The sequence below is a fragment of the Gemmatimonadota bacterium genome (assembly GCA_039715185.1).
Taxonomy (GTDB): domain Bacteria; phylum Gemmatimonadota; class Gemmatimonadetes; order Longimicrobiales; family RSA9; genus DATHRK01.
This window is the reverse complement of sequence record JBDLIA010000081.1, coordinates 1-14,904: the sequence shown is the minus strand read 5'-3', so window position 1 is coordinate 14,904 and position 14,904 is coordinate 1. Positions and strand designations below refer to the sequence as shown.

Here is a 14,904-nt window from a genome sequence, read left to right as displayed (position 1 = left end):
GCTGCTTCTGGCGCTCGACCCGTCCGTGGAGACGGCCCTCGGCAACTCGATCTGGACGAGCGACAGGCTGCCGCCTCTCCTCCCCGAGTTCACGGCCGCGGCGCGCGCCTTCTTCGACGCCGAGGCCCGCGCGCTCGACTTCTCGGACCCTCGCGCCGTGGATGACATCAACACCTGGGTAGCCGACGTCACCGGAGGGCGCATCGATCGGCTCTTGGAAGCCATACCGCCCGACGCGATCATGTACTTGATCAACGCCGTGTACTTCAACGCCGACTGGCGCGCGAGGTTCGACCCTTCGGAGACCCGTTCGGCGGATTTCTTCCGGGAGGATGGAAGCACGACGTCGGTGCAGATGATGAGCGGCCCGGTCGGGCACCGAACCCTGTCCTCCGCCACGGCGACGGGCGTCGAGCTGCCCTACGGCGGCGGCGCGTTCACGGCGGTCGCGCTGCTCCCTCCCGCGGGGCAGGGGATCGACGAGTTCGTGGCCACGATCGACGCGCTCACGTGGAAGGCGTGGATGGAGGCGTTCGACGCCGCCTCGGCGCGGGAAGACCTGGAGCGCGCAGGCCTGACGGTCCTGCTACCCAGGCTCGAGCTGCGCTGGAAGGGAGGGCTCGGACCACCGCTGCGGGCTCTCGGCATGGTCGACGCTTTCGATGAGCGCGAGGCGGACCTGTCCAGGCTCTTCGGGGAGCGCGGGCCGTTCATCAGCAGGGTTCTGCAGAACAGCTTCGTCCGCGTGGACGAGGCGGGCACCGAGGCGGCAGCCGGGACCGGCGTCGAGGTCGGCGATACATCCGCTCCCCAGGTGTTCGCTTTCGACCGGCCGTTCCTGTTCGCGATCCGCGAGCGGCTTTCCGGGACGATCCTGTTCCTCGGCGTAATCGGGGACCCGAGCGCGAGCTGATTCGGCGGTCCGGCGGCGTGGAGACCTTGGCGAGCGGACGGGATTGCCCGTGTCGCGTTAGGGCGCGATCCTGGGGGCGCCGCCGATAATCGCCCCCGAATCTCGACGAACCGCACATGGAATGGCTCGCTTCCCCCGAGGGCTGGATCGCCCTCCTGACGCTGACCGCCCTCGAGATCGTCCTCGGGGTCGACAACATCGTGTTCATCTCGATCCTGGCCGGAAAGCTGCCGTCCGAGCAGCAACCGCGTGCGCGCATGGTGGGGCTCGCGCTGGCCATGCTCATGCGCATCGCGCTGCTGTTCTCTCTGGCCTGGGTGATCCGGCTGACGGCGCCTCTGTTCGGGGTGTTCGCGCAGGAGATCTCGGGCCGTGACCTGATCCTGATCGTGGGCGGGCTTTTCCTGCTGACCAAGGCCACGCGCGAGATCCATCTCAAGCTGGAGGGCGAGGAGGGCCACTTGGCGGGCAAAGTCCTGCCCTCGTTCACCGGCGTGCTGATCCAGATCATGCTGCTGGACATCGTGTTCTCGCTGGATTCGGTGATCACCGCCGTGGGCATGGTCGACGAGCTGAGCATCATGGTCGCCGCGGTGGTCATCGCGGTCGGGTTCATGATGGTGTTCGCCGGGCCCATCAGCGGTTTCGTCGAGCGACACCCCACGGTGAAGATCCTGGCGCTCAGCTTCCTGCTCCTGATCGGCGTGACTCTCATCGCCGAAGGATTCGACCAGCACATCAGCAAGGGCTACATCTACTTCGCGATGGCGTTCTCGGTGATGGTGGAGATGCTCAACCTGCGCCTGCGCAAGACCGCCCCGGAGCCCGTGCGCTTGCGCGAAGCGTACGTGGAGGAACAGCAGGCGTCTTGAAGCGCGCCCTGCGCCGACTCTACTACCGCGGCGCCGCGGTCCACTGTCCGGCGTGCGGGGGCTCGTTCCGCCGGTTTCGTCCGGCCGGAACACCACCGCGCCCGAACGCGAAGTGCCCGGCGTGCGGCGCGCGCGAAAGGGACCGGTTCGCCGCGCTGTTCCTGCGCGCTCGGAGCGACCTACGGCACGCGCAACCGCTACGCCTGCTCCACGTCGCGCCGGAGGCGAGCGTGGCCGGCATTCTGCGCTCCTGGTCCGAGGGCGATTACCTGTCCGCCGACATCCGTCCGGGCAAGGCCATGGCAACGATGGACATCGCCCGCATCGACCGCCCGGATGACTCTTTCGATGGCATCTGGTGCAGCCACGTGCTCGAGCATGTGCCGGACGACGGCGCGGCCATGGCCGAGTTCTTCCGCGTCCTCGCGCCCGGGGGCTGGGCCGTGATCGGTGTGCCCATCGCCGCCCCCGAGACGTTCGAAGACCCCTCGGTCACGTCGCCGTCGGAGCGCCTGCGCCTGTTCGGCCAAGAGGACCACGTGCGCCGCTACGGGCCGGACGTCATCGGGCGACTGAGGGGCGCGGGGTTTGCGGTCGAGGTGGTCCGCCCGAGTGAAGTGGAGACGGGTTCCGCGGAACGGCGACGGTGCCGCCTGCCGGGGGATGACCAGCCACTGTTCGTGTGCCGGAAGGACGGACATGGACGATAAGCGCCTCGTGCTGCGCCACTTTCTGGCGGCGCTGGCCTACCGCACGCAGAAGGCTCTGCGCGGCGCGCCCGACTCGTACGCGGACTTCGAGGCGGGCAACCAGGTCCGGTCACCCCGCGAAATCCTGCGCCACATGTCCAGCGTATTGGGCTACGCACGCACGTTCTTCGAGGGCGGGGCGTATCGGCCGAAGCCTCTGCCGACGATGGCGGAGGAGGTCGAGCGGTTCCACTGCACGATCGGGGATCTCGCGCGACACCTGGAGCGGGGAACTCCCTTTCGCGAGACCACGCCCGAGCGCATGCTTCAAGGGCCCTTCGCGGACGCGATGACGCACGCGGGCCAGCTCGCGATGCTGCGCCGCCTGGCCGATTCACCCATCCCCCCGGAGAACTTCATCATGGCCGACATCGATCCCGCCAACCTCGGTCCCGATCAAGCCGGACCGGCCAGCCCGGACGCCGACTGGCCCGAGGCGCCGTGAAGGCCACGGCCGGTTTCCTCGCGGCGGCGCTGATGGCGACGCCTTTCTGCGCCAGCCCCGCGGCCGCTCAGGCGGACGCCATGGACGTGGTCTCCGGCGGGTTCCTGTCGCCGGCCCCACGCGCGCGAGTGGACATATTCGAGGCTTGCGCTACCCGGCTCGAAATCCCGGACTTGAACGAGGAGGGCTGCACCGTAGTGGAGGCGCTCGACCTCGGGACGCCCGTGGAGGCCTGGCTGCTGCGCTACCAGCGGCCGTCGATGTACGAGAGCGGAGACGTGTCCTTCGCCATCGACGTGGAGGAGTTCGTGTTGGCGGAGGCGGCGGGCTCGGGCTACCGCATCGTCTGGCGGCTCCCCGTGCAGGAGTACATGCTGGGCCGCGCGGTGGACATCGGCCATTTCGGCGACGCCTCGGTGATCGGCTTCTACGTGTGCGCCCGCGGGACCGGGGGCTGCGCGCAGCAGTTCCTCGCGCGCGACGGAGGCGGCTGGAGTGTGGTCGCGCAGCCCTACCTGAGCGGCCTCGCTGGGTTGGCGCCGGCGGACTGGACGCTGCACAAGGGCCGCACCATCGACCTGCGCTCGCTCACCGGCGTCCAGCCGCTCGCGGGCCCAGAAGACCCCAACTGCTGCCCTTCCGGAATGATCCGGTTCTCGGTGGCCTTTCAGGGAGGCGCGCTCGTGCTCGGCGACGCCACCGTTGAAGTTCCGGAGCCCGAAGAGGAGCCGGAGGATAGCCTGCCGGACGGGGCCTGACGCCACGCTCCTGAGCTAACGCTCCGCCCAGAATCGACGGTGTTGACATGATATCATAACCATGATTATGATTATGATCATGTTCAGTCCACCGACTCAGAAGCGCAGCCGGCGTACGTACGAGGCGCTGCTCGAGGCCGCCCGCGAAACGCTCGCCGAAACGTCGTTCGACGACGCCACGCTGGCAGAGATCTCGCGACGGGCCGGCGTTACCGTCGGGGCGTTCTACGGGCGTTTTGGAGGCAAGGACGCGCTGCTGCGCCACCTGGAAGAGCAGACATACGAGGCCGCCGAGCGGCTGGTGCAGGCTACCGCCCTGGCCACCCGGTCCGCGGGCCTGCGGGAGGCCGCGGCCGGCTACATCGACATGCTGGTCGAGATGTACACGCGGCAGCGGGGGGTCGTCCGGGCGCTCGTGGAGGTATCGCGCGACGACCCGGAGGTGCGCGCGCGGCGCAAAGCCTTCAACGCCCGCCTCCTCGGTCGCGTCGTGTCCGATCTCCTGCGTCGGCGCGAGGACATCGCGCACCCGCGCCCCGAGGAAGCGCTGCGGCTGGGGCTGCTGTTCGTTTCCGCCACGCTGCGGGAGCTACTCCTGTTCGGCGAGTACTGGCCCAAGGGCGCAGAGCCGGATGCCCCGGCGGCCGAGCTCACCGAGGCGTTCCTGGCGTACCTGCGAGTCCCCGATCCCGTCAACGCAGAGGTCGACCGATGACCACGCACACCATGGCCAGCGCCGCTCGGCGAGCGCGGCTCGCAGTTCCCGCCCTGGCCGTGCTGGCTTGCGCGTCCAACGGCGAGCACCCGGGGACCACCGCGGGGCGTCAGGCGATCGCCGCGCCGCCGGCCGCGCCCACACCGCTGGAGCTCGGGTCCTGTACGGCACCGGGCTGGGACGGCGAGGCGCGCTGCGGCTCGTACGCCGTGCCCCTGGATCACGCCGACCCGGATGGCCGCTCGATCGAAGTCAGCGTCGTCGTGCTCCCCGCCACCGGAGACGAGCCGGCCGCGGACCCGATCTTCTTCATCCAGGGCGGCCCGGGCGGAAGCACCGCGTCGCTGATCCCTCTGGCCGGTCCCATGGGCGCCATCCACGCCGCCCGCGACCTGGTCTTCCTGGACCAGCGCGGCACCGGAGGGTCGCACGCCCTGAAGTGCGACGTGTCGACGCCCGACGACGTCCTCGAGGTGGTCTACGGCCTCTCCCTCGAGGACCGGGTGGGCTCGTGCATCGCGGGGTTGGCCGGGCTCGACCCTGCGCTGTTCACCACCGCGGCGGCTGTGGAAGACCTGGAGATCGTGCGCCACGCGCTGGGCTACGAGCGCGTGAACCTGTGGGCCGGCTCATACGGAACGCGGGTCGCGCTCGCTTTCGCCCGGCGCCACCCTGGCTCGGTGCGGACCATGTACCTGCGCGGCGTCGCGGGCACCGACTACCGCCTGCCCCTGCTGTTCGCGCGCGGGGCTCAGGACGCGCTCGACACGCTCGCCGCGGACTGCGCCCAAAGCGAGGCCTGCACCGCCCTGGGTGACTTGCGCGAGACCCTTGACCGGGTAGCGCTGCGGGTCCGTAAGGACCCCGCGCTGGCGCCGGTGCCTGGCGCCGCTGGCGCGGCCACCGGAGAATCGGTCACCATCACCGAAGACGTTCTCCTGGGCGGCATCCGCTTCCTCCTCTACGACCCCAGTTGGTCGGCGCTGATCCCGGGAATCCTCGCGGCCGCCGACGGCGGAGACTTCGGGCCGTTCCTGCAGATCGCGCTGCCGCTGGGGCTCGGCCTCAGGTCGCAGTTCAGCTTCGGAATGACGCTGGCGGTAGTGTGCGCGGAGGACCTCCCGAGGATCCGGGAGACGCAGGTCGGCCCCAGCAGCGCCGGCACGTTCCTGGGGGACCGTGTGATCCGGGGACTGCAGCGCACGTGCGCTGCCTGGCCGGCGTCAGCCGCGCCGGAGGGCTTTCACCGGCCGGTCGCTTCGGACATCCCGACGCTCGCGATCACGGGCGCGCTGGACCCGGTGACCCCCGAGGCGTCCGCCACCGAAGCGCTGGCCGGCCTCTCGAACGTGCTGCACCTCGTGTTTGCGAACCTCGGCCATTCCCCGCCCTTCACGCCGTGCGTGCTCGGCCTGTATGGGCGCTTCCTGGAAGCCGGGTCGATCGACGGACTCGACGACTGCGGAGAGGGACCGCCACGGCCTCCCTTCCCCGGCGCAGGACCATGACGGCGTCGCCGAACTCGTGGGACCGGTAGCCGCCGGCCTCGAGCTCCGTCGAGGCGCGCGCGAGCACGCCCGCCGGCGCGAAGGCGCGTAACACGTCGTAATGGCTGTCACCCAGGCCGTGGACGCCCGAAACGATACCGTCGACCGCCCACAGCAGGGTGTGGGGGCCGATGCGCTGGTCGGCCAGTCCTGCGCCCGGGCGCAGGCCGCCAGGGCCCGACGCCGCGTGCTCCAGCGCCCGCGTGACCGTGGTGCCGAGCGCGATCACCCTGCCGTCCCCCTCCCACGCTCGTCGGATCGCGGCGACCGTGGTCGCCGGGATTCGGTAGGGCTCGTCCAGCGGCAGTCGCGCGTCCAGGGCCGGATCTCCCGTGGACGACAGGCCCGCCGCATGCGTGAGCGTGGCGAACGCCACGCCGCGCCGCCGCAGATCGGCCAGCAGCCGCCAATCCAGCAGGAAGCCCGCGGAAGGGGCCTCGAACGCAGCCGGAAACGCGGCTACGCCCGTCCAGACGTCCCATAGCGCCAGCTCGGGTTCGAGGTGCGCGTACTGGATCGGAGCACCGTGGGCGGCGAGGCCCGCCCATATACCCTGGGGGCTGCCCGCGAAGCGCACCTCCACCAGGCGCGGATGATTCAACAGCGCGGTGACCGTGGCGATCAGCGGCCCGAGCGCCAGGACGTCGCCGGTCCGGAGCTCGGGCGGCGCGGGGCGTTCCTCCGTGCGCGTCCGGTGGTCTCCCTCGCCGAACACCACCGCCGTGAACGCGCGCACGTCCTCGGCCCGCAGCGACCGGCGCCCCGCCAAGCGGACTTCCACCTCGGCCCCAGTGCGTTCGTGACGGCCGCGCAGGCTCGCGGGAATCGTGGCGGCGTCGTTCGCCACGAGCAGGTCACCCGGCCCCAGCAGGTCCCTCAGCGCCGAGCGGGCGGCGTGGTGGATGCCGCCGTCGGGCGCGACCACCAGCAGGCGCTTGCCCGCCGCGCGCCGATCGGGGAAGGCCGCGGGCGTCACGCGGCTGCCCCCGCGCCGCGCGCGACTGAGGCGATCAACGCGACCATCTCAGCGGCCGATTGCGCCGGGCGCTTGAGCGACGCCGGGTCCGCGTCGGGGACGGCCGCCGCGTGCAGCGGCGTGTCCATGTCGCCCGGGTCGAAAGCCTGGACGCGCACCCCGTGCTCGCGTAACTCCGCGTCCCAGATGCGGCTCATGTGGGACAGCGCCGCCTTGCTGGCTCCGTACGCGCCCCAGCCCGGGTAGGGGGTCGCGGCGGCGTCGCTCGTCACGTTTATCACGAGCGCGGGGCGCCCAGCGCGAGCGGAGGCGGCGAGCGCGCCGAGCAGCGCCTTGGTGAGCCGGAATGGACCCACGACGTTGGTGGCGAGCGCCTCCTCGAGCTCCTCGCAGTCGGTGTCGGCCAGCGGCGCCAGCGGCACCGGGCCCAGGCTCGACGCGTTGTTGACGAGCACGTCCAGCCCGTCCAGAGCGGAGGTGATGCGCAGCGCGATGGGATAGGTTTCTTCCTTGCGAGCCACGTCGCCGGCGATGCCGTGCACCCCCAGCCGCGCCGCCACCTCGCGCACGAAACCCTTGCGACGGGCCACGAAGGCCACCCGCGCGCCGGCCTCGCCAAGCGCCTCCACCAGCGCCAAGCCAAGCCCGGACGTGCCTCCGGTCACGGCCACGCGCAGGCCCTCCAACGATCGCCCGGTCGTCGTCTTCATGTCGCCCTGCCCCGTGTCTCGATTGGCGTGTCCTGGTTGTCCTCCTCCACTCTACAAGCTCAAGTGAACTTGAAGTCAAGAGGCAGATCCAATAGACTCCTGTATGTCCGAGCTCCTGACGATCGGCGAGGTGGCGAAACGAAGCGGAGTGGCCGCTTCCGCGCTGCGTTATTACGAGGAGCGGCGCCTGATCCGCGCCGAGCGCGCTGGCTCGGGCCATCGGCGCTTCCCGCGATCGGTGCTGAGGAGGATCGCCTTCATCGTCTACGCCCAGCGGGTCGGCCTCACGCTGGACGAGATCGGAGAGGGGTTGGCGCGCCTGCCCCCCGACAAGGCCCCCTCACGGCGCGAATGGGCGCGCCTGTCCAGGGGCTGGACCGAGCGCATCGACAGCCGCATCGCCGAGCTCGAGCGGCTGCGCGGGAGCCTCACCGAGTGCATCGGCTGTGGCTGTCTGTCGCTGGCCCGCTGTGCGCTCGCCAACCCGGAGGACCGCATGGCGCGGCTGGGGCCCGGTCCGCGCCTCTGGGTGGGCGATCGACCCACCTGACTCCGCCCACCGGCGACGTCCGACGGGCGATTCCACCGTTGCGCCCGACCTCGTCATCGCCTATTCTGTGATTTCGGTATTTGTTCGGTTTCCTGCCTTGGAGCTTTCCGATGGACTCGGCCAAACAGGTTTTTCTCGACGTGCTGGACAGGGAATTCGCCACGACGATGCGAGTGCTGCGCGCCTACCCCGCCGACAGGCTGGACCTGCGCCCCCACGAGAAGTGCAAGACCGCGCGCGAGCTCGGCTGGGTCTTCGTCAGCGAGCGGCTGTTCGGCACGGTGGTCTACAACGACGGCTTCGAGGAGATGATGTCGGGCGGGGGCGCTTCGACGCCCGAGCCGCCCGAGTCCTGGGATGAGATCCTCGCTACGCTCGAGAAAGCCCAAGCCGACTTCCGCGCGCTGGTCGAGGCGACCCCCGACGAGGAGCTGCAAGCGAACGTCCGCTTCCTCACGGGGCCGAACACGATGGGGGAGATCTCCCGCATGGACTGGCTCTGGTTCCTGCTCCACGACGAGATTCACCACCGCGGACAATTCTCGATCTACCTGCGCATGGCCGACGGCAGGGTTCCATCCATTTACGGGCCCACCGCGGACGAGCCCTGGATGTAGCGGCGCGCCATGCTCTACTACGCCAACGTCACGGTGCACGTCCTGGCCGCCATGCTCTGGCTCGGCGGGATGTTCTTCCTGGCCGTGGTCGGGGCGCCGGTGCTGCGGCAGATAGACTCGGCGGCGCTCCGGGGCCAACTCTTCCGGCAACTGGGCGAGCGCTTTCGTTCGACCGGCTGGGCGGCGATCGGGGTGCTGCTGGTGACCGGCGTACTCAACCTTCACTACCGCGGCGTCCTCGGGTCGCTGATGGAGCCGTCCCTCTGGTCGAGCCGTTACGGGGAGGCGCTCGCGTGGAAGCTCGCCGCGGTGACCGTCATGGTGGTGGTCAGCGCGCTCCACGACTTCGTCTTCGGGCCACTGGCGTCGCGGCTTCCTACCGGCTCCGCCGAGGCGCTGAAGGCGCGGCTGCAGGCCACCTGGTTGGCGCGCGTCAACTCCCTGGTGGGCGTCGTGCTGGTCGTCGCGGCGGTCAGGCTGGCGCGCGGGGGCTGAGCCTACCCTCCAGCCACGCGCGCGCCGCGTCTACCTCCGCGCGCGTCAGCGCGTGCCCGCCCGGCTCCCAGTGGAGATGAACGTCGGCGCCCGCTACCCGCAGTAACTCGGCCAGCTTCTCGACCTGCGCGGGCGGCGCAACCGGATCTTCCCGGCCGGCTCCGATGAAGACGTGGGCGCCGGCCAGGTCCGGGGTCTCCTCCGGATCGTAGGGCAGCATGGGGCTGAACAGCACGGCTGCCCGAAGCAGGCTTGGTCGGCGCAGCAGAAGGCTCGCGGCGATGTTCGCGCCGTTGGAGAAGGCGACCGCGACCAGGCGGCTTGCGTCCAGATCATACGCGCGCGTAGCGGCCTCGACGAAATCGCCCAACTCCTCGGTCCGGATCGCCAGGTCCTGGAGGTCGAACACGCCCTCCGCGACCCGCTTGAAGAAGCGCAGCAGGCCCGCTTCGCTGACCCTTCCGCGTGGGCTCAGCAGCGCCACCCCGGGCGCCAGCAGGCGACCCAGCGGCAGCAGGTCGTTTTCGTCACCGCCGGTTCCGTGCAGGAGCAGCAGCGCGGCGCCCTCCGCACCCGCGGCCGCGTCGGCGTCGGGCGGGGAGAAATGGTGTACGAAGCCAAGGTCCGGCGCCCGGGCGGACGCCGCGCGTCCGGCCGATGCGTCGCCGGCACCCTGGGCAGGGTCGTCGCTACCCGGCACCCGAATCGGCGGCAGCGCGGCTTCGATCTGCGCGCGCATCGGCTCGTAGCGGGCCGGCAGCATGAGGCCCTCTCCCAGTCGCTCGGGCGATTCGTCCACGGCGAAGCCAGGCCCGTCGGTGGCGAGCTCGAAGAGCACGCCGCCCGGCTCGCGAAAGTAGACGGAATGGAAGTAGCTACGATCGATGACCGGGGTGGGCGCGAGGCCCGCCGCCTCGACGCGCGCGCGCACCTCCAGCTCCGCGTCGTCGTCGGCCATCCGCCAGGCCACGTGGTGCACCGTGCCCGCTCCGCCCAGGCCGGGCGCAAGGTCACCCGGCTCGCGCACGTCGACGAGGGTGCCCGGGCCGCCATCGCCGGCCGCGTATCGCCGGGCCCCGTCCACCTCGGCCACCGGCCGCATTCCCAGCAGGTCGAGCACGCGCGTAGTCGGATCGGCCTGCGCGAGCCACAGCGTTACCGCGTGAAAACCGCGCAGCGAGTGCTCGTCGGGGACGCCCGCCGCGCCCGCCCAACCCGTGCGGAGCTCCGCGTCGGCGCGGCCGACGATCTCCAGCGGCAGTCCGTCGGGGTCGGCCAGGGACAGCACGTGCTCGGTCTTTCCCGCCGCGTCGCGCCGACGCGGGCCCTCGAAGGTCACGCCCCGCTCGGTCAGGCGCTGCGCCCAGAAACCGACCGAGCCGGACCTGGCCGCGAACGACGTGATCCCGACCTGACCCGTCCCCGGGCGGCCGCGGCGCGCCATCGGCCAGGGGAAGAACGTCATGACGCTGCCCGGGGTACCGAACTCGTCGGCGAAGTAGAAGTGGTAGGTACGCGGGTCGTCGAAGTTCACCGTGCGCTTGACGAAACGCAGACCGAGCGTGCCCGCGTAGAAGTCCAGGTTGCGCTGCGGGTCACCGGCGATCGCGGTCACGTGGTGTATGCCGAGTACGGGGGTCATTCAGGTGGCTCCGTGCCTGGTCGTCGCAACTCTCGCACGCAATCTACCAACCCGCGGAAGTCCTTCGGCGCCGGGCCGGGTGGTTGCCCCGACCCTGTGCCGACCGCGAGTTTTGCCGCGCCCGCCGAGTACGATCCGGAGTCGGCCGCGCGAACAGCGCCCGCCGCCGCGTTACGACCGTCCTCAGGAGCCAACGCCAGGCGTGACTTTTTTCGATGAACTGAAGCGCCGTCGCGTGGTGCGCGTGGGTCTGGTGTACGGCGCCTTCGCGTTCGCCGCTCTGCAGGGCGCGGACGTGCTGGTCGAGGCGCTTGGACTGCCGACGTGGGCGCTCAGGGCGATGGCCATCGGCCTGATCGTGGGCTTCCCCGCCGCGCTCGCGCTCGCGTGGCTCTTCCAGATCACGCCGGCTGGGGTCCGCAAAGCGGCCGATACGCGAGCCGAAGACGCGGGCCGCGCGGCCTGGCTCACGCCCGCCTCGATGGTGGCTGTCGCCGTCCTGGTCCTGGCCGGAGCCGCGGGCGGCTGGATGGTGCGATCGCTGACGGGGGGCTCCAGCGGCGACGCGTTGCTCGCGGTCGGGGGCCCGTCCATCGCCGTCCTTCCCTTCAACAACCTGAGCGGCAACCCCGAGAGCGACTACTTCGGCGACGGGCTGGCCGAGGAGCTGCTCAACGCGCTCGCGCGCATCCCCGACTTGAAGGTGGCCGCGCGCACGTCGGCCTTCGCCTACCGCGGACGGGACGTGGACGTGCGCGTCGTGGGGCGAGATCTGGGCGTGCGCACCGTCCTGGAGGGCTCCGTGAGGCAATCGGGGGATTCGGTGCGCATCATCGCCCGGCTCTACGACACCGAGGAGGGGATCCAGGTCTGGTCGAACGACTTCGGCGGGCGGCTCGACGACGTTTTCGCGGTCCAGGACAGCATCTCGCGGACGATCGCTCGCTCGCTCGAGGTTACGTTCACCGAGGACGCCCGGCGCTCCATCCGCCAGGCCACCACCGACGACCCGCTCGCGCACGACGCCTACCTGCGTGGGCTCTACCTGTTCGGCCTGCGGGGCGAGGTGGGGATGCTCGGGGCCATCCGGGAGTTCACGCAGGCCGTGGAGCTGGATTCGACCTACGCGGCCGCGTACGCCGGCCTGGCGCTCACCTGGTGGCTGGCGCCGTTCTACACCGATTCGACGACCCAGGAGCACGCGTTCCGCACGGCGGCGGCGTACGCGGAGCGCGCGCTGGAGCTGGGTCCCGAGCTGGCGGAAGCGCACACGGCGATGGCGCTCGCGCGGGTGAGCGCCTCCGCCAAGTCCAGCCAGTCGATCGGCCACTACGAACGCGCGATCGCGCTCCAGCCGGGATACGCTCCGGCACACCAGTGGCTGGGCGAGCTCCTCTCCGACCTGGGGCGTCACGAGGAGGCGATCCGCCTCGGTCGGAAGGCGGTCGAACTGGATCCGGCGAACATCGCAGCACTGCTGGACCTGGGGCGGGACTACTGGCGGGCGCGGCGCTACCCCGAGGCTATCGAGTGGCTCGCGAAAAGCCTCGAGTTGGACCCCGATTTCGTCAAGTCGATCGAGAGCCTGGGACTCGTCTACACGTGGTGGGAGCGATGGGAGGAGGGGGAGGAGGCGCTTCGCAGGGCGGTGGCGCTCGGGGGGCCGGACTCTGAAGCCGCCCTCGCCACCGCACTCCTGTACAGGGCGCGCGTGGAGTCGGGCGAGCCGCAGGACGTCGACTGGGCCCGGCTGCCGGGGGAGGAGCGTCCGGCCGTGCGCGCGGCGATCCTGGCGGCCGCCGGCAGAAGGGACGATGCGGTCGCGGAGCTCAGAGCCACCCTACGGGCCGAGTTCTACTATTTCGAGGCCGGCTTCAACGCTCCGTACTGGGACTTCATGCGTGACGATCCCGAGTTCCAGACGCTGGCCGCGCGCTTGATGAGGCTGTAGCGAGTGACCTTCTTCGCCGAACTGAAGCGCCGCCGGGTGGTGCGAGTGGGACTCGTGTACGGGGCGTTCGCCTTCGCGGCGCTGGAGGGCGCGGACGTGCTCATCGAGGCGCTCGGCATGCCGGCTTGGGCGCTGCGGGCGACGGCCTTCAGCCTGATCGTCGGCTTCCCCGTCGCGCTCGCGCTCGCCTGGCTCTTCCAGATAACGCCTGACGGCGTGCGGCGGGCGGAGACGACCGGGACGCAGGACGCCGCGCACGCGACGTGGGTGTCCCCTGCCTCGCTGGCGGCGGTTGCGGTTCTCGTGCTGGCGGGCGGAGCCGGGGGGTGGCTCATCCGCTCCGAGACAGGCGGTACTCTGGGCGGCGCCGCGCTAACTGCAACGATCCCGTCGATCGCGGTGCTGGCCTTCGACAACCTCAGCGGCAATCCGGAGAACGACTATTTCGGCGCCGGGCTGGCCGAGGAGGTCTTGAACGCGCTGGCCCGCATCCCGGATCTGAAGGTCGCGGCGCGCACGTCGGCGTTCGCCTACCGAGGTCAGAACGTCGACGTGCGTGCCGTGGGACGAGATCTGGGCGTGCGCATGGTGCTGGAGGGCTCGGTCCGCCAATCGGGCGATACCGTTCGCATTCTGGCCAGGCTGCACGATGCCGAGGAGGGGACCCAGGTCTGGTCGAACACCTTCGGCGGGCGGCTCGACGACGTATTCGCGGTCCAGGACAGCATCTCGCGGACGATCGCCCGCTCGCTCGAGGTAACCTTCAGCGAAGACGCCCGGCGCTCGATCCGGCAGGCCGCGGCCGCGAGTCCCGAAGCGCATGATGCGTATCTGCGCGGGCTTTACATGCTCAACCAGCGCGGTGAGGTAGGGATACTCGGAGCGATTCGAGAGTTTTCGAACGCCGTGGAGTTGGATCCGGCGTACGCCGCCGCCTACGCGGGCCTCGCCATAGCCTGGCGTCTCTCCCCCTTCTATACCGACTCTTTCCCGCCGCCCGTGGCCTACGATAGTTCTGCGACCTACGCGGAGCGCGCTCTTCAACTCGGCCCGGCGCTGGCCGAAGCGCACGCCGCCATGGCGCAGTCGCTTCGACCCCCGCGCGGATCTGCGGCGGAAGAGATCCGTCACTACGAGCGCGCCATCGAGCTGCAGCCGAGCTACGCTCCCGCGTACCAGTGGCTCGGCGAGCTCCTGTCGACCCTGGGCCGCCACGAAGAGGCCCTCGGCTTTGGTCGCAAGGCCGTGGAGCTGGATCCCGCGAATCTGGCCGCGAATCTGGACCTGGGACGCGACTACTGGCGTGCGAGGCGCTACCGCGAGGCCGAGGACCAGCTGAATCGAACGCTCGAGCTCGATCCCACGATGGGGAAGGCGGTCGAGAGCCTGGGGCGTGTGTACATGTGGACCGGGCGCTGGGACGAGGCCGAGGAGGCCTTCCGGCGAGGCGAACAGCTCGGTGGCGCCGACGCGGACGGCTACGTGCTTTTGTTGCGGGCCTACAGGGCCCACTTGGAGACGGGAGAGCCGCAGACGGTGAATTGGGATCTCTTCCCCGAGGCGTCGACGCCGGGCCTGCGCGCGTTCGTATACGCAGCCGCGGGGAGAGCCGAAGAGGCCCTGGCCCAGCTAGCCGCCGCGGACGAGTTCGGCCTGCTCTACTTCGACGCCGGCATCAACGCGCCGTATTGGGATTCCATCCGCGACGACTCCGAGTTCCAGACGCACATGAACCGCCTGCTGGGAAACTAGTGTGCCGGCGCGGAAGTCCCGTGTGCACCGAGGCGCGTGATGCGCCCGCGGGGCAAGGCGGAACGACGCGCCGTAGCCGTCGCTACGGCAAGGAGTTCCAACGCCGCACGCGTGGGATGCAGCGCGGGCCGAATGCCTACGGGACTTCTGCAACGGTACACTAGTGTGCCGGCGCGGAAGTCCCGTGTGCACCGAGGCGCGTGATGCGCCCG

15 protein-coding genes are annotated in these 14,904 nt (G+C 70.5%); 12 read left to right on the top strand and 3 right to left on the bottom strand.

Features of this window, described 5'->3' with window-relative positions; translation table 11 throughout:
• The 7 genes from ABFS34_12975 to ABFS34_12945 form a co-directional block, all read left to right on the top strand.
• The coding region (locus ABFS34_12975; GenBank protein ID MEN8376354.1) for a serpin family protein at positions 1-913 on the top strand (913 nt) is incomplete at its 5' end.
• 116 nt (positions 914-1,029) lie between these two features.
• Complete coding sequence (locus ABFS34_12970) at positions 1,030-1,785, top strand: TerC family protein (protein MEN8376353.1); 756 nt, start codon at positions 1,030-1,032, stop codon at positions 1,783-1,785.
• Positions 1,782-2,495, top strand: a complete 714-nt coding sequence (locus ABFS34_12965; protein ID MEN8376352.1) for a methyltransferase domain-containing protein — start codon at positions 1,782-1,784, stop codon at positions 2,493-2,495. Before ABFS34_12970 ends, ABFS34_12965 begins: the two co-directional genes overlap by 4 nt.
• Positions 2,485-2,979, top strand: coding sequence for a hypothetical protein (locus ABFS34_12960; protein ID MEN8376351.1), 495 nt, complete (start codon positions 2,485-2,487; stop codon positions 2,977-2,979). The genes ABFS34_12965 and ABFS34_12960 overlap by 11 nt, the downstream gene beginning before the upstream one ends.
• Complete coding sequence (locus ABFS34_12955) at positions 2,976-3,737, top strand: hypothetical protein (protein ID MEN8376350.1); 762 nt, start codon at positions 2,976-2,978, stop codon at positions 3,735-3,737. The genes ABFS34_12960 and ABFS34_12955 overlap by 4 nt, the downstream gene beginning before the upstream one ends.
• A gap of 61 nt (positions 3,738-3,798) precedes the next feature.
• Positions 3,799-4,452 carry a helix-turn-helix domain-containing protein gene (locus ABFS34_12950; protein MEN8376349.1) on the top strand — a complete coding sequence of 218 codons (654 nt, stop codon included), beginning with the start codon at positions 3,799-3,801 and terminating at the stop codon, positions 4,450-4,452.
• Positions 4,449-5,960 (top strand): alpha/beta fold hydrolase, encoded by a 1,512-nt coding sequence (locus ABFS34_12945; GenBank protein MEN8376348.1) that lies wholly within the window; start codon positions 4,449-4,451, stop codon positions 5,958-5,960. The genes ABFS34_12950 and ABFS34_12945 overlap by 4 nt, the downstream gene beginning before the upstream one ends.
• Here the strand turns inward: ABFS34_12945 and ABFS34_12940 are convergent.
• Together ABFS34_12940 and ABFS34_12935 are read right to left on the bottom strand one after the other, a co-directional pair.
• The gene (locus ABFS34_12940; GenBank protein MEN8376347.1) at positions 5,845-6,975 is read right to left on the bottom strand and encodes an S-adenosylmethionine:tRNA ribosyltransferase-isomerase; all 1,131 of its coding nucleotides are present in this window, start codon (positions 6,973-6,975) and stop codon (positions 5,845-5,847) included. The two genes, ABFS34_12945 and ABFS34_12940, sit on opposite strands and share 116 nt — an antisense overlap.
• Positions 6,972-7,685 carry an SDR family oxidoreductase gene (locus ABFS34_12935; GenBank protein ID MEN8376346.1) on the bottom strand — a complete coding sequence of 238 codons (714 nt, stop codon included), beginning with the start codon at positions 7,683-7,685 and terminating at the stop codon, positions 6,972-6,974. Before ABFS34_12935 ends, ABFS34_12940 begins: the two co-directional genes overlap by 4 nt.
• A 103-nt stretch (positions 7,686-7,788) precedes the next feature.
• On the opposite strand from ABFS34_12935, the gene soxR reads away from it, so the two are divergent.
• The 3 genes from soxR (at position 7,789) to ABFS34_12920 (ending at position 9,347) form a co-directional block, all read left to right on the top strand.
• The gene (gene soxR / locus ABFS34_12930) at positions 7,789-8,235 is read left to right on the top strand and encodes a redox-sensitive transcriptional activator SoxR (GenBank protein MEN8376345.1); all 447 of its coding nucleotides are present in this window, start codon (positions 7,789-7,791) and stop codon (positions 8,233-8,235) included.
• 110 nt (positions 8,236-8,345) lie between these two features.
• Positions 8,346-8,852 (top strand): DinB family protein, encoded by a 507-nt coding sequence (locus ABFS34_12925; protein MEN8376344.1) that lies wholly within the window; start codon positions 8,346-8,348, stop codon positions 8,850-8,852.
• A 9-nt stretch (positions 8,853-8,861) separates the two neighbouring features.
• Complete coding sequence (locus tag ABFS34_12920) at positions 8,862-9,347, top strand: DUF4149 domain-containing protein (GenBank protein MEN8376343.1); 486 nt, start codon at positions 8,862-8,864, stop codon at positions 9,345-9,347.
• On the opposite strand, the gene ABFS34_12915 is transcribed toward ABFS34_12920, so the two are convergent.
• Positions 9,325-10,989: a VOC family protein gene (locus ABFS34_12915; GenBank protein ID MEN8376342.1), complete on the bottom strand. Its 1,665-nt coding sequence runs from the start codon at positions 10,987-10,989 to the stop codon at positions 9,325-9,327. The genes ABFS34_12920 and ABFS34_12915 overlap by 23 nt on opposite strands.
• A 202-nt stretch (positions 10,990-11,191) precedes the next feature.
• Between ABFS34_12915 and ABFS34_12910 the strand changes: the two genes are divergently transcribed.
• Complete coding sequence (locus ABFS34_12910; protein ID MEN8376341.1) at positions 11,192-12,940, top strand: tetratricopeptide repeat protein; 1,749 nt, start codon at positions 11,192-11,194, stop codon at positions 12,938-12,940.
• Between the two features lie 3 nt (positions 12,941-12,943).
• Positions 12,944-14,692, top strand: a complete 1,749-nt coding sequence (locus ABFS34_12905; protein MEN8376340.1) for a tetratricopeptide repeat protein — start codon at positions 12,944-12,946, stop codon at positions 14,690-14,692.
• The last annotated feature ends 212 nt before the right edge of the window (positions 14,693-14,904 follow it).

What these genes read in the sequence shown, in the direction of transcription:
- ABFS34_12970 (MEN8376353.1), top strand. Translation starts at nt 1,030, where the DNA reads ATGGAATGGCTCGCTTCCCCCGAGGGCTGGATCGCCCTCCTGACGCTG.
- ABFS34_12960 (MEN8376351.1), top strand. Translation starts at nt 2,485, where the DNA reads ATGGACGATAAGCGCCTCGTGCTGCGCCACTTTCTGGCGGCGCTGGCC.
- ABFS34_12950 (MEN8376349.1), top strand. Translation starts at nt 3,799, where the DNA reads ATGATTATGATTATGATCATGTTCAGTCCACCGACTCAGAAGCGCAGC.
- ABFS34_12945 (MEN8376348.1), top strand. Translation starts at nt 4,449, where the DNA reads ATGACCACGCACACCATGGCCAGCGCCGCTCGGCGAGCGCGGCTCGCA.
- ABFS34_12935 (MEN8376346.1), bottom strand. Translation starts at nt 7,685, where the DNA reads ATGAAGACGACGACCGGGCGATCGTTGGAGGGCCTGCGCGTGGCCGTG.
- soxR (MEN8376345.1), top strand. Translation starts at nt 7,789, where the DNA reads ATGTCCGAGCTCCTGACGATCGGCGAGGTGGCGAAACGAAGCGGAGTG.
- ABFS34_12925 (MEN8376344.1), top strand. Translation starts at nt 8,346, where the DNA reads ATGGACTCGGCCAAACAGGTTTTTCTCGACGTGCTGGACAGGGAATTC.
- ABFS34_12920 (MEN8376343.1), top strand. Translation starts at nt 8,862, where the DNA reads ATGCTCTACTACGCCAACGTCACGGTGCACGTCCTGGCCGCCATGCTC.
- ABFS34_12915 (MEN8376342.1), bottom strand. Translation starts at nt 10,989, where the DNA reads ATGACCCCCGTACTCGGCATACACCACGTGACCGCGATCGCCGGTGAC.